The sequence below is a fragment of the Dyella psychrodurans genome (assembly GCF_003363265.1).
Lineage (GTDB): Bacteria > Pseudomonadota > Gammaproteobacteria > Xanthomonadales > Rhodanobacteraceae > Dyella_B > Dyella_B psychrodurans.
The window spans coordinates 371684-396333 of sequence record NZ_QRBF01000004.1; the positions used below are offsets into that span (position 1 = coordinate 371684).

Below are 24650 nucleotides of genomic sequence, written 5' to 3' on the forward strand. Positions count from 1 at the left end.
ACTGATTTCCGGGAGTCCGTCCCTTATCCAGGGTCGGGTGTGGTCTGTCACGTCGCCTTCGAATTTTCATGCGCCGCTTGTTGCTGACATTGCCGCTGATGTTCGTGCCGCTCATGGCGGCAGGGCAGACTGTGGGCATCAATCAGTCCAACAATCCGGCTTGGTTGCAGCCGTCGCCGTTCCAAGCGCAGCGCCCCATGCAAGGTTCGTTGTTGCCGCAGTCGCAAAGTTCCACGGCGGCTGAAGTGCAGAACGGTGATACGGCATCGCTGCTGTCGCTCAATCCGCTCGCCGGCGGCACGGTCAGTTCGAGCGTCGTGCAATACGGTGTGACGCCGAATGTGACGGCGCAAGCAGGCGTGACGCAACGCTCGTGGGCGACGCAGCCGCGCATCATCGGCAGCGAAGTGGGTGCGACCTATTACGCCGGTCGTTATAGCCTCGGCGTGAGCGTTGCGCAGGATCAGGTTCCGAGCGCGGTTCCGCTGCCGCGCGTACTGCCGGGTGCGGTGACTGGCGTCAACGGCTTGCCGGATTTCGACAGCAGCACGCAGGTGAATGCACGCGGACGCGTGGCGCTGTCCGGTGACAGCGGTCTTGTGCTGGGTGCCAGCGTGGGACGCATCCGGCTGCTGCCGGGCAATGTGATGGGCTTGAACACACTCGATCAGAAGGCATTGACCTTCGGCGTCGATCACGGTCCGATCACCGGCAGCATCGTCGGTCGCACCATGCAGCCGGAACCGGGCGTGCCGAGCAACTACATGGATCGCCGCTGGAACAGCATCGATCTGGGTGTGACATGGCATCTGCCCTGGCAGGGTTCGTTGAGCTTCGGCGCGCAGAATCTGTGGTCTTCCGGCAACGCGGTGAACACACCGGCAGGGCCGCCGGAACCGGATCAGTCGCGCACGCCCTACGTGCAGTACCACCAGGATCTCTGAGCGAATCGCTCACAAAAAAAAGCCCCCGCCATGCGGGGGCTTTTTGATTTTGCTATATCAGTCCTGTTTGCGGATCCGAAGGTCGCCGCTGAAGGTTTCGATGCTGATCTTGCCGTCGCCGGCACCCGCCACCGTGTCTAGCGTGGTGCCAGGGCCATGCTCGGGCTGTTTTGGCGTACCGAAATCGCTGTGCAACTCGCCGCTGAAGGTACTGGCGTGCACATTGCTGGACAGCGATGCGGGGAACTGCAGCTGAAGATCACCGCTCATGCTATCGATGCTGACGTTGCCGCCCGCGGCCAGTGCGCCTGTGAGCTGCACATCGCCCGACACGGTGCTGAGGTTGAGTTGCTGCCACGGACCGCCGCCAGCCTGGATATGGCCGGACACCGTCTGCAGATCAACCGTATGACCAAGCGACGGCGCAAGGATGTCGCCGCTCACCGTTTGCAGCTTGGCCTGTTTCGCCTGGCCGGAGAAGGCGACATTGCCGCTCACGGTGATGATATTGAGCGAAGGAGTCTGTGCATTGATGCGCACTCGACCGCTCACCGAATTCACCAGGATGTCCCCGCCGTCGATGCCATCCATGCTCAAGGGGGCGCTCACCACATTGATCTTCAGCGATGCCGCGCGCGGCACGCTGATGTCGAGCTTCGTGTCCGACATGGACTTGTCGCTGCCCCAGTCGAACCAGCCGTCCTTGCCCTGCGCCTGCACCTTGATCGACAGATTGTTCGGATCGCCTTCGATGGTGAGTGGTTGCACACCGTTGCCGAGCTCGCCGCCTACATGCACTTCGTTGCGATCCCAGGCGGTGATGTTCACCTCGCCTTTGACGTTATTGATCTCGATATGCGCCGTCGGCGAGGCGGCATGCGTGAGATCCAGTTGGGTTGTGGCCAAGGCCTGTCCTCCCCAGGACAGGCAGATCAGCAGCGGCAGGTAGCGGGCGTTTTTCATAGTTATAGGTGTCCTGAGGCCTCAGCCGGCTTGTTTCTCGAGCTCGCGCAGGCGAGCCTGTTGCGCATCCGTCCGCTGCAGCAGGCGCTGCAGGGCCGGCGAATCGGGAGCTTGTTGCATGGCCTGTTGCAGTTCCATGCGCGCCGCGCCCAGTTCGAGGGCCGCGCCAGCAAGGCGCGGATCGTTGGGTTTCCATGGCGAGGTGTCGATCTGTGCCGTGATCGGACCGGATGGCGGATTCTGAGGAATCGCGTGCATGCGCCACACCACACCGCCGGCCAGTACGGCAACGGCTGCAAATCCCGCCGCCATCGCCCATAGGTGGCGATGACGTGCGCGCTTGATCGGCGCCGGTGCGGCAGCCTGGACCGGTGCGGCGTTCTCATCGAGCGCAGCATCGATACGTGCCCACAGATCGTTGCGTGGCGCAACGGGCTGGTTGAGTTCGCGCATCTGGCGCAGCCATTCGAATTCGTTCATCGCACTTCTCCAAGAGCCTTGCGCAACAAGCCGCGTGCACGGTGCAGTTGCGCCTTGGACGACCCTACTGCCATCTCCAGTTCACTGGCGATTTCTTCATGGCGCCAGCCTTCCACGTCGTGCAACACCAATACCGCGCGGGCCCGTGGCGGGAGCTTGCCGATCGCGCGTTCCAGTTCGTCGCGTTCGGCGGCGCAGAACGGTGTCTCGCCATGCTCGGGAACGCTGTCCTCGTCGACATAGCCGACCGGATCGGCGTTCCGCGCCCGTATGTCCATCAATGCCACATTCACCGCCAGCCGGTACAGCCATGTACCGAAGGCGCTTTGCTCGCGGAAGCTGTCCAGCTTCTGCCAGGCGCGAACGAAGGCATCCTGTGTCAGGTCCTCGGCACGCGCATGATCGTAGCCGGACAACCGCAGCATGGCGCCATGGATGCGGCCCGCATGCAGGCGATACAGGCGTTGAAAAGCCTGACGGTCGCCCGATGCGGCCGCGCGCACGTCATCCGTATCGTTGTGTCCCGCAGCGAGTGCAGGTGGCATAGCGCTTCCGTTGGCGATGCAAGCAGCAATCATCTTGCCAGCTTGGATGCGGCCCAGGGCGTATAGGTTTAGACGGTTTACTCCCTCTTCACCCCGGGGAGAAGGCCGGAATGAGATAGGGCCGGCGCAAAGCCGGCCCTTCCCCTCGATCGATCCTCCCCGAGGGAGAGGAAGCCGAGCGCCTTAGGCGTTGGCCGCCTTCAGCGGCGTATCCAGCGCTTGCGCGACGCGTTGTTGTTCCTGCAGCAGGCGCGCGGGCAGACGCGGGTTGAAGCTGTCGAGGTATTCGCCGATGGCATGCAGTTCGGCCTGCCAGCCGGCGGTGTCGATATGAAGCAGCTCCGCCAGCGTTTCGCGCGGCAGGTTCAGGCCGTCGAGCTTGAGTTCGCCGTTGGCCGGCAGGATGCCGATGGGCGTCTCCGTGCCACGGGCCTTGCCTTCCACGCGGGCGATCATCCACTCCAGCACGCGCAGGTTTTCGCCGAAGCCCGGCCACATGAACTTGCCGTCCTTGCCTTTGCGGAACCAGTTCACGTGGAAGATTTTCGGCAGCTTGGCGCCGGCCTTGTCGAACGACAGCCAATGCTTGAAGTAGTCGCCGTAGTGGTAACCGCAGAACGGCTTCATCGCCATCGAGTCGCGGCGCAGAACACCCACGGCACCCGTGGCGGCGGCGGTGGTTTCCGAGCCCATCGCGGCGCCCATCAACACGCCGTGTGCCCAGTCACGCGCTTCCATCACCAGCGGCACGAGCGAGGGGCGACGACCGCCGAACACGATGGCGCTGATCGGCACGCCCTGGGCGTCCTCGGCCTTCGCCGACCACGTCGGACATTGCTTGGCACTTACGGTGAAGCGCGAATTGGGATGCGCCGCGGGACCATTGGCCGGATCGTAGGGACGTCCCAGCCAATCGGTGACCGGCGTGCCGGGCAGGCCTTCCCACCAGGGCTGGTTGTCGGCTGTCACCGCGACATTGGTGAAGATGGTGTCGCGCGCAATCGTGGTCAGCGCATTCGGATTGCTGTTGGTGCTGGTGCCCGGCGCCACGCCGAAGAAGCCGGCTTCCGGGTTGATGGCGTATAGACGTCCATCTTCGCCGGGGCGCATCCAGCAGATGTCGTCGCCGACGGTCCAGACCTTCCAGCCGTCCTCGCGATAACCCTCCGGCGGAATCAGCATCGCCAGATTGGTCTTGCCGCACGCCGACGGGAAAGCCGCGGCGACGTAGTGCGTCTGGCCCTGCGGGTTTTCGATGCCGACGATCAGCATGTGCTCGGCCAGCCAGCCTTCGGTGCGCGCCTGGAAGCTCGCAATGCGCAGGGCATGGCACTTCTTGCCGAGCAGCGCATTGCCGCCGTAGCCGGAGCCGTACGACTTGATCGTCAGCTCTTCGGGGAAATGCATGATGAAGCGACGCTCCGGATCGAGCTCGCCGGTGGAATGCAGGCCTTTGACGAAGCGGCCTTCGCGCTCGATGCGGTCGAGTGCGGCGGCGCCCATGCGCGTCATCGTGCGCATGTTGATGACCACGTACGGACTGTCGGTGATCTCGACGCCGCAACGCGACAGCGGCGAGTCGATCGGCCCCATGCAGTAGGGAATCACGTACATGGTGCGGCCTTCCATGCAGCCGTCGAACAGCGCGTCCATCTTGGCGTGCGCGTCGGCCGGGGACATCCAGTGATTGTTCGGGCCGGCATCGGCCTCGTCCTTGGTGCACACGAAGGTCAGGTGCTCCACGCGCGCCACGTCGGACGGATTGGAGCGGTGCAGATAGCAACCAGGATGGGTCTCCTGGTTCAGTTCGATCAGATCTCCGCTCTGCAGCATCTGCTGCGCCAGCGCCCGATATTCGGCATCGGAGCCGTCACACCAATGGATTGCCGCGGGGCGGGTCATGGCCGCCACGTCTTGCACCCATCGCTCGAGCGAATCAAGCTTGCTCGTCATGTTTCCCTCGCCTTGGTCTACCCACAAAAAAGAGGCACGACGGTAAGTTACGGAAACTGGCATTGCAAGGTCGCATGCAGCAAACGCGCATGTGGCCGGGTGTCGCAGCGAGTCGGCCGAGCGCCATGGCCCGGCCTCGATGGGCGTCAGGCGGGGATCAGCGTCGCGATCATGTGCTCGATGTACGAGTCGAATTCTTCATGACTCAAACGAGGTAGACCGAGCGTGAAGTTGAGCTGGAGAAAGCCGACGTAGGCGGCGTAGGTCAGGCGGGCGCGGTTGAGCGCCTCGGCAGCCTCAAGGCCGGCTTCGGTGTAGGCCGTATGGAGGAATTCCGTGCGGCGCTTGGAGACGCGGGCCATCACCGGCACCACCAGTGGATGGTCCAGCGCTTTCAGCAGGGCGGCGTAGACGCGGTGCGGCTGCACTTCGTGGGCGACGCGGCGGAAGAGTTCCGGCAGGCGTTCGCGCGGATCGGGAATCGCCTCGATCTGACTGATGATTTCGCGCTCGCCGTACTGTTCCCAGCGTTCCAGCGCCGCCTGCAGCAGCGCTTCGCGCGTACGGAAGTGCCAGTAAAAGCTGCCCTTGGTCACGCCAAGCTGACGGGCGAGGGCCTCGACGGCGAGTGCGCCGACGCCTTGTTCGGCGATCAGGCTGAGGGCGGCATCTTCCCAATCTTCGGCGGAAAGGCGCGAACGTTCAGGTTTTTGGCGGACATTCATTCCCGTATGGTAGCCGATATGCGGTCACGCCGTGGCTGGCCCTGGTCTGAGCATCCCGGTTGACGGCGGCCGCAGGCGCAATCCATACTCTTGCGTATGGACTCATATCATCCCAACCGGACTTCATTCACGGCCGCTGACGGTCTGTCCCTGGCCGTCGACCTGCGTCACGCGCAAGGGCAGCCGACGCTGTTGTTTGCGCACGGCTTCGGCCAGACGCGCGGCGCCTGGAACGCCGCTGCCGCGACGATGGCCGCGCACGGTTGCCGGTGTGTGAGTTTCGACAGCCGGGGTCATGGCGAGAGTGACCGCGTAGCGGGCGGCGAATACCACATGCAGCAGTTCGTCGACGACTTGCTCGGACTGGCGCGCGCTCAACCGGAGCCGCCCATTCTCGTGGGCGCATCGATGGGCGGTCTGCTGGGCCTGGTGGTGGCGGGCGAGATGCGGCCTTCGCCGTTCCGCGCACTGGTGCTGGTGGACATCACTCCGCGCTGGGAAACGTCCGGCGTCGAACGCATTCTCGCTTTCATGCAGGCGCATCCGGACGGCTTCGCCAACTATGCGGAGGCGGCGGAACAAATCGCCGCCTATCTGCCGCAGCGGAAAGAAAAGAAAAGCGAACAGCAATTGCGTCCGTTATTGCGCGAGGGTGCGGATGGGCGTCTTCGCTGGCACTGGGATCCCGCCTTGCTCGCCGGCGACCTGATCAGCGAAAGCGAACGCTACCAACCGCGCCTGCTCGCCGCGGCCGCGAAGGTCGAGGTGCCGGTGTTGCTGCTTTCGGGTGAGCGCAGCGATGTCGTGTCGCATCGCACCGTCGATGAATTTCTTGCCCTGGTGCCGCATGCACGTCATGCCGAAGTGCCGGGCGCAACCCACATGCTGGCCGGGGATGCGAACGATGCATTCACGGCGCAGATAGCAGGCTTCATCGAAAGCCTGGAACCCGCTGACGTGACCGATGCGGCGGTCAAGCAACCTGCAACGAGGTGTTGAGATGTCCGTACTACTAACCGTGCTGGCAGCGCTCATCGCGACCGGCGCCTGCGCCTACCACCGCAGCAGCCTGCGTGCCTGGGCTTACACGACGATCATTGCCACACTCGTGGTGGGTCTGTTGGCAAAGGCGCCGGTGACGACGGTGATCCTGCTGATCATCGAACTGGGTGTCGCCGTGCCCCTGTTGATGATCAACTTCCGCCGCAAGCAGATCAGCGCACCGCTGCTGAAAATGTTCGCGAAGGTGACACCGAAATTGTCGGATACCGAGCAGACCGCATTGGAAGCCGGCACGGTCGGTTTCGAAGGCGAACTCTTCTCCGGCAAGCCCGATTGGCATGAACTGCTCAAGCAGCCCAAGCCGGAACTGAGCGTGGAAGAAAAAGCCTTCCTTGACGGCCCGGTGGAGCAGTTGTGCGGCATGATCGACGACTGGCAGATCACGCACGAATTGGCGGATCTTTCGCCGGAAGTGTGGGACTTCATCAAGAAGAACAAATTCTTCGGCATGATCATCCCCAAGCAGTACGGCGGCCTGGGCTTCTCGGCGCTGGCGCATTCGGCGGTGCTGCAAAAGCTGGCCACCATGTCGGCGACGGTGGCTTCCACCGTGGCGGTGCCCAATTCGCTGGGTCCAGCCGAGCTGCTGCTGCATTACGGCAGCGACGAACAGAAGAACTTCCTTCTGCCGCGCCTGGCCGTTGGCGAGGAAATTCCCTGTTTCGCGTTGACCGGTCCTTATGCCGGTTCCGATGCCACGTCGATTCCCGACTACGGCATCGTGTGCAAACAGGTGATCGATGGCGTGGAAACCGTCGGCATGAAGCTCAACTTCGACAAGCGCTACATCACGCTTGCACCGATCGCCACGGTCGTTGGTCTCGCATTCCGTTTGTACGATCCGGAACATCTGCTGGGCGACAAGGAAGACCTCGGCATCACGCTGGCGCTTCTGCCGCGCAACACGCCGGGCCTGGAAATCGGCCGGCGCCATTTCCCGCTCAATATTCCGTTCCAGAACGGTCCGGTGCGCGGCAAGGATATCTTCGCGCCGATGTCGACGCTGATCGGCGGCCCGCACATGGCCGGTCATGGCTGGCGCATGCTGGTCGAGTGTTTGTCGGTTGGCCGCGCGATTTCGCTGCCCTCGAACGCAACAGGCGGCGTACGCATGGCCGTGGCGGCCACGGGCGCTTACGCGCGCATGCGCAAGCAATTCGGTCTTGCGGTGGCGCGTTTCGAAGGCGTGGAAGAGGCGCTCGCGCGCATCGGCGGACTCACCTATGCCACGGCAGCACTGTCGCGCGCGACGGCCGCAGCGGTGGATCGCGGCGAGAAGCCGGCGGTACCGTCGGCCATCGCCAAGTACCACGCCACCGAATGGGGCCGTGCGATCGCCGGCGATGCCATGGATGTGCACGGCGGCAAGGCCGTGCAGCTCGGTCCGAAGAACTACGCGGGTCGCGCGTGGCAGGGCGTGCCGATCGCGATCACGGTGGAAGGCGCGAACATCATGACGCGCAGCCTGATGATCTTCGGTCAGGGTGCCATTCGCTGCCATCCTTACGTGTTGAAGGAAATGCAGGCGCTCTCGATTGCCGATTACAGCGAACGCTTGAAGACGTTCGATCGCGCGTTGTTCGGTCATATCGGTTTCGGCATTTCCAATGCGGTGCGCAGCTTCGTGCTGGGCGTGACCGCCGCGCACATCGGCGATGCGGCCGGAGATGCGTACACGCGCCGTTATTACCGCAAGCTCAATCGCTACTCCGCCGCGTTGGCCCTGTGCGCCGACACGTTCATGGGCGTATTGGGCGGCAAACTGAAGTTCAAGGAGAAGCTGTCCGCGCGGTTGGGCGACGTACTGAGCTATCTGTACATCGCCAGTGCCATGCTCAAGCGCTACGAAGACTCCGGCCGTCCGGAAGCGGATCGCCCGCTGCTGGCGTGGGCGTTCCACGAATGCATGTGGCGCACGCAGATGGCGCTGGATGGCGCGATCCGCAACTTCCCCGTGCGTCCGGTGGCATGGCTGCTGCACGTACTGGTGTTCCCGTTCGGCCGCCGCGAAGTGCCGCCGTCGGATCGCCTGGGGCGTCGCGTCGCCGCCATCATCACCGCGCCGGGCGAAGCGCGCGATCGTCTCTTGGAATGGGCCTATCTCACGCCGACGGCCAACAACACGGTGGGCCGCATGAACGAGCTGCTGCCGGACGTGATCGCCGCCGAACCGGTCGAGCGCAAGTTCGGCAAGGCGCTCAAGGCAGGCCAGTTCACCTCGCACGATTACCTCGGTCAGTTGGACGAGGCGGTCAAGGCGGGCGTGATCGATGCCAGCGAAGCGGCCCTGCTCAAGCGCGTGCGCGAAGGCGTGTTCGAATTCATTTCGGTGGACGATTTCGATCCCGCCGAACTGCGTTCCGCACTCAGTCGCCATGACGAGAAAAAGCTCGCTGATACCACGCAGCGCGCTGCCTGACATGATCATGCACAAGACGGCGGCTCAGGCCGCCGTCTTGCTTTGGGGGAGTCCATGAGCGCGTCGCTCTTGTCCTTGTATCGTCGTATGACACGCTGGCCGGGAGGCCATTGGCTGTTTTCGCGGGCGGTCTGCTTTCGCGCGCCGTATTTCTCCACCATCGCACCGCGGTTTGTCGCGCTGGAGCCGGGACGTTGCGAAGTGCGCATCCGCGATCGCCGTCGCGTGCACAATCACATCGGCACGGTGCATGCCATTGCGTTGTGCAATCTTGCCGAGCTCAGTGCAGGCGTGATGGCCGAGGCGACGATGCCACCCGGCATGCGCTGGATTCCCAAGGGCATGACTGTGGAATACCTCAACAAGGCCGTGGGAAGCATGCACGCCGTGGCCACACCCGACGTTCCGCTTGCAGCGAAGGAAGGCGGTCAGGAATGGCCGGTCAGCGTGCAGGTTGCCGATCCGGGCGGCGCGGTGGTTTTCCGCGCGCGCATTGTGATGTGGGTGTCGCAGCGAAAGGATCGTGTCGCTCAGACCGGCTGAGCGCACTCAGCCGTTCATGACGTGATTCGTTTGCGCGACCACGACGGCGGCACGATGCTGTTGCGGCGAATCGCGATCACGAGCAGCGCGAGGGATATCAGGCTGCATACGGACAACGCAACCACGGATGCTTCGGCGCCGAACACGCCGCCGCTCAACCAGTCCGGACCGGTGCGCGAGGAAATCAGCCAGCCTGGTCTGCTGAAGCCCGACACCGGGATACCAAACACCGGACCCTGCATGATGTTCCACGCTGCATGCAGGCCTACGCAGGCCCACAGTGACCGGGTGACGTGAAAAACAAGCGCAAGCAGAATCCCGGCCTCAATCGCGATGGCAAGGGAACTCCACAGCGTCGCACCCGGATTGAAGATATGCGAGCCGCCGAAGAACAGTGCTGAAATCGCCAGGGCGCCCCAGGTGCCGACGCCTTCTTCGAGAATCCGGAACAACGCGCCGCGCATCGCGACTTCTTCCCCGATGCCGGCTGCGACGCCGCCCGCCAGCACGGCCGGCAGCCAATCCACCTGAGGATTCGTGCCGTTCACGTGATAACTGCCGAACAGCCACAGCAAACCCACGACCGTGCTGAACAACACGATGCCGCCAAGCAATCCGGCAACGCCGTAGGTCGGTATCGCCCGCAGCGACAACTCGCGCGGCGATCGGCGTTCGATCAGGCACACGAGAATCAGATAGGCAACGACCGTCGCGGTAACCTCGATCGTCAGTTGGGCGAGGGCTTGCTGCACCGGCGTTGCGGCTTTGCCCGTCCATCCCAGCAGTGGAGGGATGGGGTGAACCAGGTAACCGACGCAGAAGATCAGCGCTGCGTAAATGACGATGCGGGCCGCCGGTGAAAAGACCAGCCAGCGCTGCCACGGTGGTGCGGATGAGGGTGTAACGAATGCGATCGTCGCGGTCATGGAACTTCCCCTGTGGTTTGACTTGCAAGCTAGGACTCGCGGTGCACCCGGCCCAGTGTCATTCGTCACGAAACGATACGGCGCACATCGTTTGAAAGCGGACCATCAAAGATCAGTGTGCCGACAGCACGCAACCGTTCTTGCCATTTTCCTTGGCCTGATAGAGCGCGCGATCGGCGGCCTGGATCAAGGCTTCGTCAGAAACGGTGTGCTCGTTCCACAAAGCGATGCCGATGCTCGCACTGACATGCGCGGTGAAATCGCCACGCGGTCCATTCAACGGATACGGTTGGGCGAGCATGTCGCAGATCTGCTGGCAACGTTCCAGCAGAGGCGGCAGGCCGCTGACATCTTCAAAGATGAGTGCGAACTCGTCGCCGCCAAGTCGCGCTACGGTGTCGTTGGTACGCACGTGATGGTTCAGGCGCGCCGAGATGGCTTGCAGCAGCGCGTCGCCGGCCGGGTGGCCATACGTATCGTTGATGGCCTTGAAGCCATCGATGTCGACCAGTGCAAGTGCAAACTGGCTCTCACGTCTGCCGCCGCGTTGCATGGCCGTACGCAAGCGATCATGAAACAGCACGCGGTTCGGGAGGCCGGTCAGCATGTCATGAGTGGCCTGGTGGCGCACCTTGGCCTCCACGCGCTGGCGTTCGGCAATTTCCACCTGGAGCTGCGCGTTGCGTGCGGACAGCTCTTCCAGGGTGTGCTGCAGTTGCATGCGCGCCGCATGAAGTTCGAGGAAGACGCGCACCTTGGACTGAAGAATCACGTCATTGATCGGCTTGGCGATGTAATCGACCGCGCCGGAGCGATAACCTTTCAAGCGATTGAGATCGTCCGCATAGGCGGCGGTCACGAAGATCACCGGCGTATCGCGCAACTGTTCGGCTTCACCCAGCAGGGCGGCCACTTCGAAGCCATCCATGTCGGGCATGTTCACATCGAGAAGGATCAGCGCAAACTGCTGATCCAGGCACAGGGACAAGGCTTCGTTGCCATTGGTGGCTTCGATGAGCTCGGCACCGCAGTCGGCCAACAGATGGCGCATGGCGACCAGATTGGCGCGGGTGTCGTCGACGACAAGAATCTTGGGCGGCGAAATAGTCATACCAGGCACAAGCGATTGAGCAAGGGGGCGATGTCGTTCAACGCAACACAATAGTCCGTTCCGGCGATCTCCAGGGCTGCACGCGGCATGGTCGGCGCTTCGGCATCATCCGGCGATTGCACGATAGCCGTACCGCCCAGCTCGCGAATCCGGCGCAATCCTTTGGCGCCATCTGCATTGCCTCCGGTGAGCACAACGCCGATCAGCGCGTTTTGCCAGACTTCCGCAGCGGAAGTAAACATCACGTCAATGGATGGTCGTGCGTGGTTCACGCGCGGATCGACCGATAGGGCAAAGTGCAGATCGCCTTCCACCAGCAGATGGTAGCCGCTGGGCGCCAGATGTACGGCACCCGCGCGCACGACATGACGTTCTTTGGCTTCGACGACCGGGAGCGGCGACACGCGACCCAGCACCTCGCACAGCAGATCCACGGTATCGGAACTGCTGTGGCAGCACACCAGGATGGTTTGCCGCAATGCGGCATCGAGACCGCCGAGCACGGCCTTCAGAGCGTCCACCCCGCCGGCGGAACATCCCAGGGCGATGGCGGCAGGTGCGTTCATGTGACCTCGTGCTCGGAGTGGCTGGTGAGGCGATAGATGCGCATCTTTTCCTCGAACGCGGTGAAATCGTGCACCGCACTGGCGTAATCCAGGCTTTCACGCAGGCCAAGGCATAGGTAGCCGCCTCGGACGAGGCTGTCGCGGAACAGCGAAAGGACGTGGTCCTGCAAGACATTGGAAAAGTAGATCAGCACGTTGCGGCAAAAGATCAGATGCGCTTCGCAAAATACGCCGTCGGAAACAAGGTTGTGCCGCGCAAACGTCACGTTCCGGCGCAAGCGTTGATCGATCTTGAGCAGGCTGTAGCGTGCGCTGTAGTAGTCGGCGAGTGAGCGCTTGCCACCGGCCGCCTGATAGTTGCGCGACCACTGTTGCGCATCGCGTACGGGATAAATGCCTTCCTCGGCCTGTTGCAGCGCCCGCTCGCTAAGATCGGTCGCAAAAATCTGCGTTCGATCGTAGAGGCCGGCCTCCTCCAGCAGGATGGCCAGCGAGTAGACCTCCTGTCCGTGCGCGCAGCCGGCCTGCCAGATATTGATCTGCGGATAGGACGCAAGCATCGGCAGCACCTGTTCGCGCACGGTGCGGAACATCGCCGGGTCGCGGAACATGTCCGAGACCGGCACGGTCAGTCCGTCCAGCACATTCGGCAGCAACTGCGGTTCGTGGATGACGCGTTCGATCAGGCCGCTGACGGACCTGCATTGGAGCTGCTGCGCAAGCTGCTGCACGCGCCGCTTCAACGACGCAGGTGCGTACTGGCTGAAGTCGTAGCCATGGCGCCGGTGAAGCGCCTGCACGAACAGATCCACTTCCATGTTTTCGAGTTCGGGCGTGTCCATGATTTCATCCATGCATCAGCGGCGCAGCCAGACGTGCATCATGGAAGCCAGCTTGTCCAGGTCGATCGGCTTGGACAGATAATCGTTGGCGCCGGCTTCAAGACATTGTTCGCGGTCGCCGCGCATCGCCTTGGCGGTCAGCGCGATGATCGGCAGGCGGCTGAGCGAAGGCTGTGCGCGAATGGCCCGCGTGGCTTCGTAGCCGTCCATGCCCGGCATCATGATGTCCATCAGCACCAGTTCGATCTGTTCGTTCTCGGCCAGTACGTGCAGTGCCTTTTGACCATCCTGAGCCATGCTGACTTGCAGGCCCCAGCCGCGCAGCACTTTGGAGAGCGCAAACAGATTGCGCATGTCGTCGTCGACAAGCAGGACGTGATGGCCTTCCAGGCCATCCTGGCTGGCGGGCGTTGCGGCTTCGTGCGTGCCCTTCGTGCGGCGGATGCTGTGCAGGAACAGGCTCACTTCGTCCAGCAGGCGTTCGGGCGAACGAGCACCCTTGATGACGATACTGTCGGTGTACTGCCGGATGCGCAGATTTTCTTCGCGGCTCAGTTCGCGCCCTGAATACACCACCACCGGCGGAATGCTGCCGCTGTCGGCCAGCTTTTCGAGCAGCTCCATGCCCGACATGCCGGGCAGGCCCAGATCGAGCACGATGCAGTCGTAGCCGGTCTGCGAGATTTTCTGCATGGCTTCCTCGCCGGAGCCCGCTTCGTCGATCGATACGTCGTCCTGATTCAGCAGCATGCGCACGGCGCTGCGCGCGTTGGCATCATCGTCGACGACCAGCAGGCGGCGGATGCGTCCCTTGGCAAAATGCAGCAGACGCTCGAACGCCTCGTTGATGGCCTCGCGGGTGACCGGCTTGGTGAGGAAACCCACGGCGCCGAGTTCACGCCCGCGTCCTGCCTCGTCGGTCGCCGAAAGGAAATGCACGGGAATATGGCGCGTGGCGGGATCGGTCTTCAATCGCTCGATCACCGTCCAGCCATCCATGCCGGGCAGCATCACGTCGAGCAACACGCCGACCGGATGATGACGCCGCGCCAGTTCCAATCCAGTTTCGCCATTCACGGCGTGCAGCATGCGGTGGCCTTTCTGTCGCACGATGTCGGCGAGGATGCGCGCGAACGCGGGATCGTCTTCGACGATCAGAATGACGCTGTCGCCCGGTGCGATGCGCTCGCGATCATCGCTAAGGCCTTCGGCGGGCAGCAACGCGCGCGTCACCGGTTTCGGTGCAGGTTGATGCGCGGTGGTTGCGGCGGCAGAGGTCTCCGGCGTGGCGCTGCGCTCCGGCACGATCAGCACGAATTCACTGCCTTGACCGACCTCGCTGCGCAGGACGATGTCGCCGCCGAGCAGCGCGGCCATGCGCCGCGAAATGCTCAGGCCCAATCCGGTGCCGCCGAACTGGCGGCTGGTGCTGCTGTCGGCCTGTTCGAAGGCGTTGAAGATGCGATCGAGCTTCTCGGCGGGAATGCCGATGCCGCTGTCCTTCACGCTGATCGCCAGCAACATCTGCCCGTTCAGTGCATCGGGTATGGGCAGATCGTTCGCCGGGCGGCCGATATTGACCCGCACGGAGCCTTTGGGCGTGAACTTGAATGCATTGGCGAGCAGGTTGTTGACGATCTGCTCCAGCCGGTTCGGATCGGTGTGGATGTGATCGGGCAAGCCCTCGTCCAGAGTCACTTCGTATTGGAGTTTCTTTTCGCGCGCGACGTGATCGAAGGTGCGCCGCAGGCTGCGTACAAGGTTCTGCAGAGGATGGTCGATCAACGACAATTCCATCTTGCCCGCTTCGATCTTGGACAGATCGAGGATGTCGTTGATCAGGCGCAGCAGGCTCGATCCCGCATCGTGGATGATGCGGGCCGATTCGACCTGTTCGGCATCGAGGTTGCCTTCGCGGTTGTCGGCGAGGCTGCGCGACAGGATCAGCAGGCTGTTCAGCGGCGTGCGGAGCTCGTGCGACATGTTGGCAAGGAACTCGCTCTTGTACTGACTGGCGCGCGCAAGCTCTTCGGCTTTTTGCTGCGTATCCTTCTGCAGTCCCTCCAGTTGTTGCTTTTGAATGCGCAGCGTGTCGGTCTTGAGGCGCAACTCCTCATTGGACGACTGCAATTCGTCCGCTTGTACGCGCAGCTCTTCTTCCGATGCAAGCAGGCGCTGGGACTGTTCTTCGAGCTCGATGGTCTTGGTCTGCAGCGTGTCGTTGGCGGCGCGCAATGCCTCTTGTTGCTGTCGCATGGTCACGCTGGAAAGCCGCAACTCATCCGCCTGTTCGCGCGTCTGTTCGAGCAGATCCTGCGTATTGACGGCGCGGTTGAGGTTTTCCAGCGTCAGCGCCGCCATCGGCAGCAGTTCGTCCAGCAGTTGTCGCTGCAGGGTTGTGGGAGGTGCAAAGCCGGCGAATTCGAGCACGCCGACTAATTGATCGCGCAGCAGCAAGGGGAGGATGGTGATGTGGCGCGGCAGCGCTTCGCCGCTGCCCGATTCGATGCGCAGGTAGTTGTCAGGCACGTCGTCCAGGCTGATCGCGTGATGCGAAAGCGCGCACTGGCCGACCAATCCTTCGCCTGGCACATAGGTGCTGGCGCCACCGTACATGCGCAAACCATAGCTGCCAAGCAGATCGAGTCGTTGCCGCGAACTGTCGTAGCCGTAGAGCAATGCAACGCCGGCATGCAGCAATGGCGCCAGCCGCGTCGTGAAACACTCGGCGAAATCGCGATGGTTGGTGGCTTCCTGCAGGTTGCTCGAAATGCTTGTGGCATTGCTCTTCAGCTGGGTCTGCTCTTCCGAGTCGATCACCATCTGCTTGAATACTTCCAGCGCTCGGGCAATTTCGCCGACTTCATCGCGACGTCCGGAGCCGCGGATCTCGATGTCACGATCATGTGCGGCAAGCCGCGTCATCAACTCGCTCAACCGGCGGATCGGGCGCGTGACCATGCGCGAGGTCAATGAAATCACCATGAGTCCCAGCACCAGGCCGATCAGCCCGCTGGCCATATTCACGTACAGCGTTTCAGTCAGCAGGCGCTCCACGCTCCGGGTGCGATCGACCAGCAGTTGACGTTCCGTGTCCGTCATCTCATCGAGGATGGCCGAGTAGTCTTCGGTCCGCACCGTGCGGTGGGCGAGATAGTCGGCCTGGATGCGCGCGACGTCTTGCGCGGCCGCCTGCGCATCGGTGTTCTTCAGCGCGGCCTGAGTCGCGGTCACCATCTTTTGCAGTTCGCGATTCCATTGCGAAACCAACGCTTCGATGTGATCGATGCGAAGCTGTTGTACTGAGTTGTCGCTGGTCAGCTCGCGCAACTCGGCCAGCTGCACATGGAACGTCCTGTCGCTGTCGGCCATGGTGGTCAGCTGAGTGGGATTGTGCGAGATCAGGAATCCGCGCAATGCCAGCTGGCCCGTCAAGGCGGAGCGCTGCAGTACCTGGATCTGAAGCAGCACCTGATAGGTGTGATCCGCCCAGCGGCGCGTTTCGGTTTGCCTGTTCTGCGAGACGACGTTCGCCAGGCTATTGAGCAGGAACAGGCCGAGCAGGAGACCGATCGCAAGGATGATCTTGTAGCGGATGGGCAGGTTGGCCAGCCATGAATATTTCTTCCGGGGAACCGACGTCACCATGGTGCTGGCCATGCGATATCTCGCTGATGTGGCGATGGAGCCCCCGTTGTCGACCGGAAAATTCCGGGCGACGGTCGCGGCGGCCGGGAGGCCAGATTAGCGAGATGGCGGCAAGTGCGGTAGCTGCCGCTGAGGTGTCAGTGACGGGTGTGTGAAGGGCTGCCGGTGATGGCCCCGGCGCTGCCGTTTCAGACCAGGACGGACGCGGCGTGTTCGCGCGTGGCCGAGAAACGCACCGCGGGCGAGCGCTCCTGCGCCAGTTGCAGGTTCACGCGGGTAGGGGCCAGGTAGACCAGCTCGCCGGCCGCGTCGATACCTAGGTTCATCGCGTTTTTTTCGCGGAACTCCTCCAGCTTCTTCGCATCGTCGCAATGCACCCAGCGTGCGGTGATCACGCCGACCGGCTCGAAGCTGGCATCCACGCCGTATTCGTCCTTCAGGCGATAGGCGACCACATCGAACTGCAGTACGCCGACCGCACCCAGGATCAGGTCGTTGCTCATCAGCGGGCGGAAGAACTGCGTGGCACCTTCTTCGGAGAGCTGCGCGAGGCCTTTCTGCAGCGCTTTCATCTTCAGCGGATCGCGCAGGCGCGCACGACGGAACAGTTCCGGCGCGAAGTTGGGAATGCCGGTGAAGCTGATCGCCTCGCCTTCCGTGAAGGTGTCGCCGATGCTGATGGTGCCGTGGTTGTGCAGGCCGATCACGTCGCCCGGATAAGCGCTCTCGACGATTTCGCGATCGCTGGCCATGAAGGTGAGGGCGTTGGCGATGCGCACTTCCTTGTTGGTGCGTGTCTGGATCATCTTCATGCCGGCGGTATAGGTGCCCGAGCACACGCGCATGAACGCGACACGGTCGCGATGCGCCGGGTCCATGTTCGCCTGGATCTTGAACACGAAGCCGGTGAGCTTGTCTTCCTCGGGCTTCACGTCGCGATTGAGCGTGCTGCGCGAGCGCGGCGCTGGCGCGTGTTCGACGAAGAAATCCAGCAGCAGCTGCACGCCGAAGTTGTTCACGGCCGAGCCGAAGAACACCGGCGTCAACTTGCCCGCAAGGTATTTGTCGACGTCGAAGGAGTGCGAGGCGCCTTGCACCAGTTCGAGTTCCTCGCGCAATTCGTTCAGGGCTTCGGTGCCGATGGCGGCTTCCAGGCCGGGCGCGTCGAGTCCTTTGAAGATGGTCGAATCCTGGCGCGTGAAATTCTTGCCCGGCTCGAACACGTGCACTTCGTCGAGCAGCATGTGATAGACGCCTTTCAGGCGCTTGCCCATGCCGATGGGCCAAGTCAGCGGTGCGCATGCGATGCCCAGCACCGACTCCACTTCGTCCAGCAAATCAATCGGCGAACGGCCTTCGCGGTCGAGCTTGTTGATGAAGGTCATGATGGGCGTGTCGCGCAGGCGGCACACTTCCATCAACTTGATGGTGCGTTCCTCGACGCCTTTCGCGCAGTCGATCACCATCAACGCGGAGTCCACGGCGGTGAGCACGCGGTACGTATCCTCGGAGAAGTCCGCGTGGCCGGGGGTGTCGAGCAGGTTGACGATCTTGCCCTCGTACGGGAACTGCATCACCGACGAGGTCACCGAAATGCCGCGCTCCTTTTCCAGCGCCATCCAGTCCGAGGTGGCATGGCGTGCCGCCTTGCGGCCCTTCACGGAGCCGGCCATCTGGATCGCGCCGCCGAACAGCAGCAGCTTTTCCGTCAGCGTGGTCTTGCCGGCGTCGGGGTGGCTGATGATCGCGAAAGTGCGGCGGCGGTGGGTTTCTTGGAGATGGGCGGACATAGAAGGGCGTCGAAGTAGGCGCGAACCCTTTATTTTAGCGTGGATTCGGGCGGGCCGTACTGTTGCTCGTCATTCCGGCGCAGGCCGGAATCCAGTAACCGTACTCTGGATACATGCGGCACCCACGAAGTTGATCGCCACTGGATTCCGGCCTACGCCGGAATGACGAGCAAAGGTGATCGCTTGCACAAGACAAAAAAGCCCGGGCTCGCGCCCGGGCTTTTCGTCTGAAGCATGAAACGAAGGATTACTTCGCTTCCTTCTCCATCAACTTGGCAACCATGCTCGCCGGCACTTCTTCGTAATGATCGAAAATCATCGTGAAGGTGCCGCGGCCGCTGGTGGCCGAACGCAGGAAGTTGATGTAGCCGAACATTTCCGCCAGCGGCACGAAGCCCTGCACGAAGGCGTTGGTGCCCTTCTGGCCCTGTTCGCTGACCGAGCCGCGACGACGGTTGATGTCGCCGATCACGTCGCCGAGGTAGTCGGCTTCGGTCACCACTTCGAGCTTCATCACCGGCTCGAGCAGCTTGGGCTTGGACATGCGCTGCGCTTCGCGGAAGCAGGCGCGGCCGGCGATTTCGAAGGCGAGTGCCGAGGAGTCCACGTCGTGGAACTTGCCGTCGATGAGGCGTGCCTTGAAGTCGAGCACTTCGTAGCCGGCGACCTGGCCCTGGCGCGATTCCACCGTGACGGCGTGTTCAACGGCCGGGATATATTCGCGCGGCACGCGGCCGCCGACGATTTCGTCGGAGAACACCACGCCGCTACCCGGTTCGCCCGGCTCGAAGATCATCTTCACTTCAGCGAACTGACCCGAACCGCCGGACTGCTTCTTGTGCGTGTAGGTGTGCTCGACGCTCTGGCCGAAGGCTTCGCGGAAGCTGACCTTGGGCTTGCCCATGTTCGCGTCCACGCCCAGCTCGGTGCGCATACGGTCGATGGTGATTTCCAGATGCAACTCGCCCATGCCCTTGAGCACGGTCTGTCCAGTTTCCTTGTCCACTTCCATGCGCAGCGACGGATCGGCCTTCACCATCTTGTAGAGCGCGGTGGAGAGCTTGTCGACGTCGTTGCGGCTCTTCGGCTCCACGGCGACGCTGATCACCGGGTCGGGGAAGCGCATGCGCTCCAGCAGCACCGGGCTCGACGGATCGCAGAGCGAGTCGCCGGTCTCGGTTTCCTTCATCGAGACGAAGGCGCAGATGTCGCCGGCGCGCACTTCTTCGATGTCCTTGGTGGCATTGGCCTGCACTTCCACGATGCGGCCGATGCGTTCCTTCTTGCCACGCGTGACGTTCTGCAGGGTGTCGCCCTTCTTGATCACGCCGGAGTAGATGCGGCAGAAGGTGAGGGTGCCGAACTGGTCGTTGATGACCTTGAACGCCAGCGCGCGCGCCGGAGCGTCATCCACCACGCCCTGTTCGCCGATCGCGTTGCCGTCCTCGTCCACCAGCGCAATGCCGCCGTTCTCGCCCGGGTACGGCATGTAGTCGACCACGCCGTCGAGCAGTTGCTGCACGCCCTTGTTGCGGTAGGAGGAGCCGCAGAACACCGGCACCAGCTTGCCCTGCACGCAACCCGTGCGGATGCACTTCTTCAGGAGTTCAAGGCTGAAGTCGCTGCTCTTGAGGAAGGTTTCGACGTCGCCGGCATGCAGCAGCTTGTCGAAGGCCTCGTCGTCCATTTCCAGCGCTTTCTCGATGGTTTCCTCGCGCAGTGCTGCGAGGTTGGACACCCATTCCTTGTCGGCGGCGGTGGTGAAGGCCTGCACTTTGGGATGGTTCGCGACCTGGTCAAGCGGGATGACTTCCCACTTGCTGTCCTTGTCGTGGCCTTCCCAGATGTAACCCTGGCCGGTGATCAGGTCAGCCATGCCGATGAAGTCGTCGTGGCTGCCCAGCGGGATCTGGCAGAGCACGGCGTTGGCGCCGAGACGGTTCTTGATGCCTTCCACGGCGTGTTTGAAGCTCGCGCCGATGCGGTCCATCTTGTTGATGTAGCACATGCGCGGCACGTTGTACTGGTCGGCCAGGCGCCAGTTGGTTTCCGTCTGCGGTTCCACGCCGGCCACGCCATCGAACACCACCACGGCACCGTCGAGCACGCGCAGCGAACGGTTCACCTCGATGGTGAAGTCCACGTGGCCTGGGGTGTCGATCACGTTGATCTGGTGGCCCTTCCACTCGGTGGACACAGCGGCGGACTGAATGGTGATGCCGCGCTTGCGTTCCTGCTCGAGGTAGTCGGTGGTGGTGGAGCCCTTGCCGTCCTTCGTGTCGTGCACGTCGACGATCTGGTGCTTCTTACCGGTGTAATAAAGCACGCGCTCGGTCGTGGTGGTCTTACCGGCATCGATGTGGGCGATGATGCCGATGTTGCGGTAAAGGCTTAGGGGTTTTTGGCGAGCCACAGTCTTGGTTCCGTAAGTAAAAGTCGTTGGGCGAACAGGGCGGACACTCCATCGCTGTCCGCAGCGTACGTTTTCAATGTGTATCCAGCGTTTCCGAGTGCTGGCGGGCGCCCTCGGGGGCGGCATCGGTCAGCAGATCCTCGTAGAAAGCGCCGAACGGTTCGGTCGGGTGTGCGATCTGGATCTCCAGGACCCACAGGCCGCTGGAGGGGCGGTTTTCGAAGTCGCCCAGATCGCCGCCCTTGTGGACCGAGTGCGGAAAATCGCTGACGCGATGGCCCTTGATGGCGTGGTTGAAACGCCAACCCATCGCCTCGGCGCGCTCATTGGCGTAATTATACAGGTTGTGGCCGCTTAAGCCTTCCCTGCGCCATACGGCGGCGACATCCGTGAACAAATCGCGGGCCGCCTGGGCGCAGGTCTGCCGTTCAGGGGCGTGGCCGACCGTGAAGGTGTCGCCCACGTCGCCCTCGTGGCCGTCGAACACCAGGCCGAGATCAATGAAATAAATGTCGTTTTCGCCGAGACGGACGTCGGGAATCGAGGGCTGCCGGTAGGTCTTGATGGTGTTGGGGCCGATGCGGATGATCGGCGGGTGCCACAGCCGCTCCATGCCAAGTTCCTGGAACACGCCGGCGGCCACGGTTTTGGCTTCTTCTTCGCCGATGCCTGCGTGCATGCGATCGCGGATCGCGTGCAGTGCCGTCCAGCTCAGGGAGCGGGCACGCAGCATCGACGCGGGATCGAACCGGTTTCCCACTGCTTCGCGATGATGAAGTGTCATGACGGCAAAACCCTGGGCCGGGCAGGCTGCTTCAGCTCAACAAGACGCACGCAAGACCCACGGCGGCAGGTGCCGCCTGAATCCACAGGACTTTCCGCGTCGCGGTCAGTCCGCCATACACGCCGGCGACGAGCACGCATGCGAGGAAGAAGATCTTCACATGCATCCCTTCGCCGCCGCCGAGGATCAATCCCCAGATCAGGCCGGCCGACAGGAACCCGTTGTAGAGCCCTTGATTCGCCGCCAGCACTTTCGACTGCGTGGCGAATTCCGGCGTGAGGCCGAAGGCGCGTCGTCCGGTGGGTTTGTCCCACAAAAACATTTCCAATATCAGGAACCACACGTGCATCAGGGCGATGATCGCGATCACGATATTGGCGACAGTCGACATGCTGTTCTCCCTGATGCGCGCGCCGGTTACGGCAGTGGGTAACCGAACTGTTCCTGGAATTGTTTGGCGAATTCCGCGTAGGTGAAGTGCTGGTTCTGTGTGCCCGGGTGCTCCACTTTCAGCGCACCCATCAGCGAGGCCATGCGGCCGATCGTGGGCCAGTCCCAGCCCTTCATGATGCCGAAGATCAAGCCGGCGCGATAAGCATCGCCGCAGCCGGTAGGGTCCACCACCTGACGCTCGCGCGCAGCCGGAATTTCATGCGTGGTGCCGTTTTCTTCGCGAATCAGCGAGCCGCGCGGGCCGAGCGTCACGATGTACGCCTTGACGCGCGAGGCGATCTCCGCGGCGCTCCAGCCGGTGCGTTGCTGCAGCAGCTGTGATTCGTAATCGTTGACGATGACGTAGGTGGCTTTTTCGATCATCGCGCGGAATTCGTCGCCGTTGAACAACGGCATCGCCTGGCCCGGATCGAAAATGAAAGGCACGCCGCGCGCTGCGAATTCATCGACGTGCTGCAGCATCGCGTCGCGACCGTCCGGCGCCACGATGCCGAAGCTGATGTCGGGAATGTTGCGCACGTGATTTTCGTGCGCGCTCGACATCGCGCCAGGGTGGAAGGCAGTGATCTGGTTGTTGTCCAGATCGGTGGTGATGAAGCATTGCGGCGTGAACTGCTCTTCGAACACGCGGATGCCATCCACGCGGATGTCGTACTTTTGCAGATGTTCGCGATAGGGTGCGAAATCCTGGCCCACCGCGGCCACCGGCAGCGGATCGCCGCCGAGCAGCTTCAGGTTGTATGCGATGTTGCCGGCACAACCGCCGAATTCGCGGCGCATCCGCGGTACCAGGAACGACACGTTCAGGATATGCACCTGATCGGGGATGATGTGATTCTTGAACTGGTCCTGGAACACCATGATGGTGTCGTAGGCGAACGATCCGCAGATGACGGCAGACATGACGGTTGGATGCCCCGGATAAGTGAGTGGTCGCGCCATCGCCGTGATGCGAGGCATCGCACCAAGGTTTCGGCCAAAGCCCATCATCGTACCGGTATCGCCCCGCGAAGGCGACTTTTTGCCCGCCGCGCACTCGCCAGCCGGGAGGCGGGTGCTGGCGTGCCGGACGAGATGGTCGACGCGAAGGCGAGCATGAGTCCGCGCATGGTCGATCCGGGCACCGGAAGAGGGGGAGTGTGGAAGCCGTCACAGACCCCGTCGAGGTCGTGCAGGAAACGTCTATCATCGCGTCCCACAAAGCTTTCTTAACGAATATGTCCTTGCGGACAAAAGGTTTGCTGACTAGACTGGCGCGCTTACTTTTTAGCCAGAGTGGACACGCGGCGGACCCATGTTCAAGAAGTTTCGCGGGATGTTTTCCAACGATGTTTCCATCGACCTTGGCACGGCCAACACGCTTATATACGTGCGAGGTCAGGGCATCGTCCTGAACGAACCTTCCGTCGTGGCGATCCGTCAGGATCGCGGTCCGGGCGGTCCTCGCACCGTTGCCGCCGTGGGTGGCGAAGCCAAGCGCATGCTGGGCCGTACCCCGGGCAACATCGCTACCGTGCGTCCGATGAAGGACGGCGTGATCGCTGACTTCACCATGACCGAGGCGATGCTGCAGCACTTCATCCGCCAGGTTCACCGCTCCCGCCTGCTGCGCCCCAGCCCCCGCGTGCTGGTCTGCGTGCCCTGCGGCTCGACCCAGGTGGAACGCCGCGCCATCAAGGAATCGGCCGAAGGCGCCGGTGCACGCGACGTATTCCTGATCGAGGAACCCATGGCAGCCGCCATCGGTGCCGGCATTCCGGTGCACGAGGCGCGCGGCTCGATGGTGCTGGATATCGGCGGCGGCACGTCCGAAGTGGCGGTGATCTCGCTCAACGGCATCGTCTACTCGCAGTCCGTGCGCGTGGGCGGCGACCGTTTCGACGAGGCCATCATCAATTACGTGCGCCGCAACCACGGCACGCTGATCGGCGAGTCGACCGCCGAGCGCATCAAGCTGGAAATCGGCTGCGCGTTCCCGCAGAGCCAAGTCAGGGAGATCGAAATCTCCGGCCGCAACCTGGCCGAGGGCGTGCCGCGCATGTTCACGGTCAACTCCAACGAAATCCTCGAAGCGTTGCACGAGCCGCTCGCCGGCATCGTCGCCGCGGTGAAGTCGGCGCTGGAACAGACGCCGCCGGAACTGTGCTCGGACGTCGCCGAGCGCGGCATCGTGCTTACGGGCGGCGGCGCGCTGCTGCGCGACCTGGATCGCCTGATCTCCGAGGAAACCGGCCTGCATGTTCAGGTGGCGGACGACCCGCTGACCTGTGTGGCCCGTGGTGGCGGCAAGGCGCTGGAGCTGATCGATCAGCACGGCAGCGACTTCTTCGCTCCCGAATAACTAAGAGTCGGGTTGATGTCTCCCCGTGGTCCGCGCCGGATTTGTATGCGCGCCAGCCAAGGAGGAGTGAGGGCGCGTATGTCGATACGTAACCGAACGAGGACGCCGGATGGCGCGCATACAAACCCGGCCCTTCGGGTTG

The 24650-nt window shown here is 62.8% G+C and carries 20 protein-coding genes; 5 read left to right on the top strand and 15 right to left on the bottom strand.

From position 1 onward, the window contains the following. The first annotated feature begins 68 nt into the window (after positions 1–68). Positions 69–944: a hypothetical protein gene (locus DWU99_RS13035; RefSeq protein ID WP_115478482.1), complete on the top strand. Its 876-nt coding sequence runs from the start codon at positions 69–71 to the stop codon at positions 942–944. Between the two features lie 57 nt (positions 945–1001). Here DWU99_RS13035 and DWU99_RS13040 read toward each other — a convergent pair whose 3' ends face one another. From DWU99_RS13040 to DWU99_RS13060, 5 genes are all read right to left on the bottom strand, one after another. Continuing rightward, positions 1002–1907: a DUF4097 family beta strand repeat-containing protein gene (locus DWU99_RS13040; protein ID WP_115478483.1), complete on the bottom strand. Its 906-nt coding sequence runs from the start codon at positions 1905–1907 to the stop codon at positions 1002–1004. A gap of 21 nt (positions 1908–1928) precedes the next feature. Continuing rightward, complete coding sequence (locus DWU99_RS13045) at positions 1929–2387, bottom strand: hypothetical protein (protein ID WP_115478484.1); 459 nt, start codon at positions 2385–2387, stop codon at positions 1929–1931. Beyond that, positions 2384–2932: an RNA polymerase sigma factor gene (locus DWU99_RS13050; RefSeq protein WP_115478485.1), complete on the bottom strand. Its 549-nt coding sequence runs from the start codon at positions 2930–2932 to the stop codon at positions 2384–2386. Before DWU99_RS13050 ends, DWU99_RS13045 begins: the two co-directional genes overlap by 4 nt. A 183-nt stretch (positions 2933–3115) precedes the next feature. Further along, the gene (locus tag DWU99_RS13055) at positions 3116–4885 is read right to left on the bottom strand and encodes a phosphoenolpyruvate carboxykinase (GTP) (RefSeq protein WP_115478486.1); all 1770 of its coding nucleotides are present in this window, start codon (positions 4883–4885) and stop codon (positions 3116–3118) included. A gap of 146 nt (positions 4886–5031) precedes the next feature. Beyond that, positions 5032–5610: a TetR/AcrR family transcriptional regulator gene (locus DWU99_RS13060; RefSeq protein WP_115478487.1), complete on the bottom strand. Its 579-nt coding sequence runs from the start codon at positions 5608–5610 to the stop codon at positions 5032–5034. Positions 5611–5706: 96 nt separating this feature from the next. On the opposite strand from DWU99_RS13060, the gene DWU99_RS13065 reads away from it, so the two are divergent. Genes DWU99_RS13065 through DWU99_RS13075 form a run of 3 tightly spaced genes read left to right on the top strand, consistent with a single transcriptional unit; the run spans position 5707 to position 9634 of the window. After that, complete coding sequence (locus tag DWU99_RS13065; protein ID WP_115478488.1) at positions 5707–6609, top strand: alpha/beta fold hydrolase; 903 nt, start codon at positions 5707–5709, stop codon at positions 6607–6609. A 1-nt stretch (position 6610) separates the two neighbouring features. Beyond that, positions 6611–9091, top strand: a complete 2481-nt coding sequence (locus DWU99_RS13070) for an acyl-CoA dehydrogenase (RefSeq protein WP_115478489.1) — start codon at positions 6611–6613, stop codon at positions 9089–9091. Between the two features lie 54 nt (positions 9092–9145). After that, entirely contained in the window at positions 9146–9634 is a 489-nt protein-coding gene (locus DWU99_RS13075; protein ID WP_115478490.1) for a hotdog fold domain-containing protein, read from the top strand. A 14-nt stretch (positions 9635–9648) separates the two neighbouring features. Here DWU99_RS13075 and DWU99_RS13080 read toward each other — a convergent pair whose 3' ends face one another. The 10 genes from DWU99_RS13080 to DWU99_RS13125 all read right to left on the bottom strand — a co-directional run bounded on the left by DWU99_RS13080 (position 9649) and on the right by DWU99_RS13125 (position 23070). Then, complete coding sequence (locus DWU99_RS13080; protein ID WP_115478491.1) at positions 9649–10560, bottom strand: CPBP family intramembrane glutamic endopeptidase; 912 nt, start codon at positions 10558–10560, stop codon at positions 9649–9651. A 112-nt stretch (positions 10561–10672) separates the two neighbouring features. Beyond that, the gene (locus DWU99_RS13085; RefSeq protein ID WP_115478492.1) at positions 10673–11671 is read right to left on the bottom strand and encodes a diguanylate cyclase domain-containing protein; all 999 of its coding nucleotides are present in this window, start codon (positions 11669–11671) and stop codon (positions 10673–10675) included. Beyond that, positions 11668–12237 carry a chemotaxis protein CheB gene (locus tag DWU99_RS13090; protein ID WP_115478493.1) on the bottom strand — a complete coding sequence of 190 codons (570 nt, stop codon included), beginning with the start codon at positions 12235–12237 and terminating at the stop codon, positions 11668–11670. The genes DWU99_RS13085 and DWU99_RS13090 overlap by 4 nt, the downstream gene beginning before the upstream one ends. Then, positions 12234–13079, bottom strand: a complete 846-nt coding sequence (locus tag DWU99_RS13095) for a CheR family methyltransferase (protein WP_233511118.1) — start codon at positions 13077–13079, stop codon at positions 12234–12236. The genes DWU99_RS13090 and DWU99_RS13095 overlap by 4 nt, the downstream gene beginning before the upstream one ends. Before the next feature lie 15 nt (positions 13080–13094). Next, complete coding sequence (locus DWU99_RS13100; protein WP_233511120.1) at positions 13095–16739, bottom strand: response regulator; 3645 nt, start codon at positions 16737–16739, stop codon at positions 13095–13097. 176 nt (positions 16740–16915) lie between these two features. Beyond that, a complete protein-coding gene (locus tag DWU99_RS13105) occupies positions 16916–18517 on the bottom strand; it encodes a peptide chain release factor 3 (protein WP_115478495.1) in 1602 nt (533 codons plus the stop codon). Between the two features lie 247 nt (positions 18518–18764). Beyond that, the gene (gene fusA, locus DWU99_RS13110; RefSeq protein WP_115478496.1) at positions 18765–20930 is read right to left on the bottom strand and encodes an elongation factor G; all 2166 of its coding nucleotides are present in this window, start codon (positions 20928–20930) and stop codon (positions 18765–18767) included. Positions 20931–21003: 73 nt separating this feature from the next. Next, on the bottom strand, positions 21004–21714 hold the full coding sequence (locus DWU99_RS13115; RefSeq protein ID WP_115478497.1) for a M24 family metallopeptidase: 711 nt from the start codon (positions 21712–21714) through the stop codon (positions 21004–21006). Between the two features lie 31 nt (positions 21715–21745). Then, positions 21746–22105: a DUF1304 domain-containing protein gene (locus DWU99_RS13120; RefSeq protein WP_115478498.1), complete on the bottom strand. Its 360-nt coding sequence runs from the start codon at positions 22103–22105 to the stop codon at positions 21746–21748. A gap of 26 nt (positions 22106–22131) precedes the next feature. Further along, a complete protein-coding gene (locus DWU99_RS13125) occupies positions 22132–23070 on the bottom strand; it encodes a carbohydrate kinase family protein (protein ID WP_115478532.1) in 939 nt (312 codons plus the stop codon). A 391-nt stretch (positions 23071–23461) separates the two neighbouring features. On the opposite strand from DWU99_RS13125, the gene DWU99_RS13130 reads away from it, so the two are divergent. After that, positions 23462–24508: a rod shape-determining protein gene (locus tag DWU99_RS13130; RefSeq protein ID WP_115478499.1), complete on the top strand. Its 1047-nt coding sequence runs from the start codon at positions 23462–23464 to the stop codon at positions 24506–24508. Positions 24509–24650 lie beyond the last annotated feature (142 nt).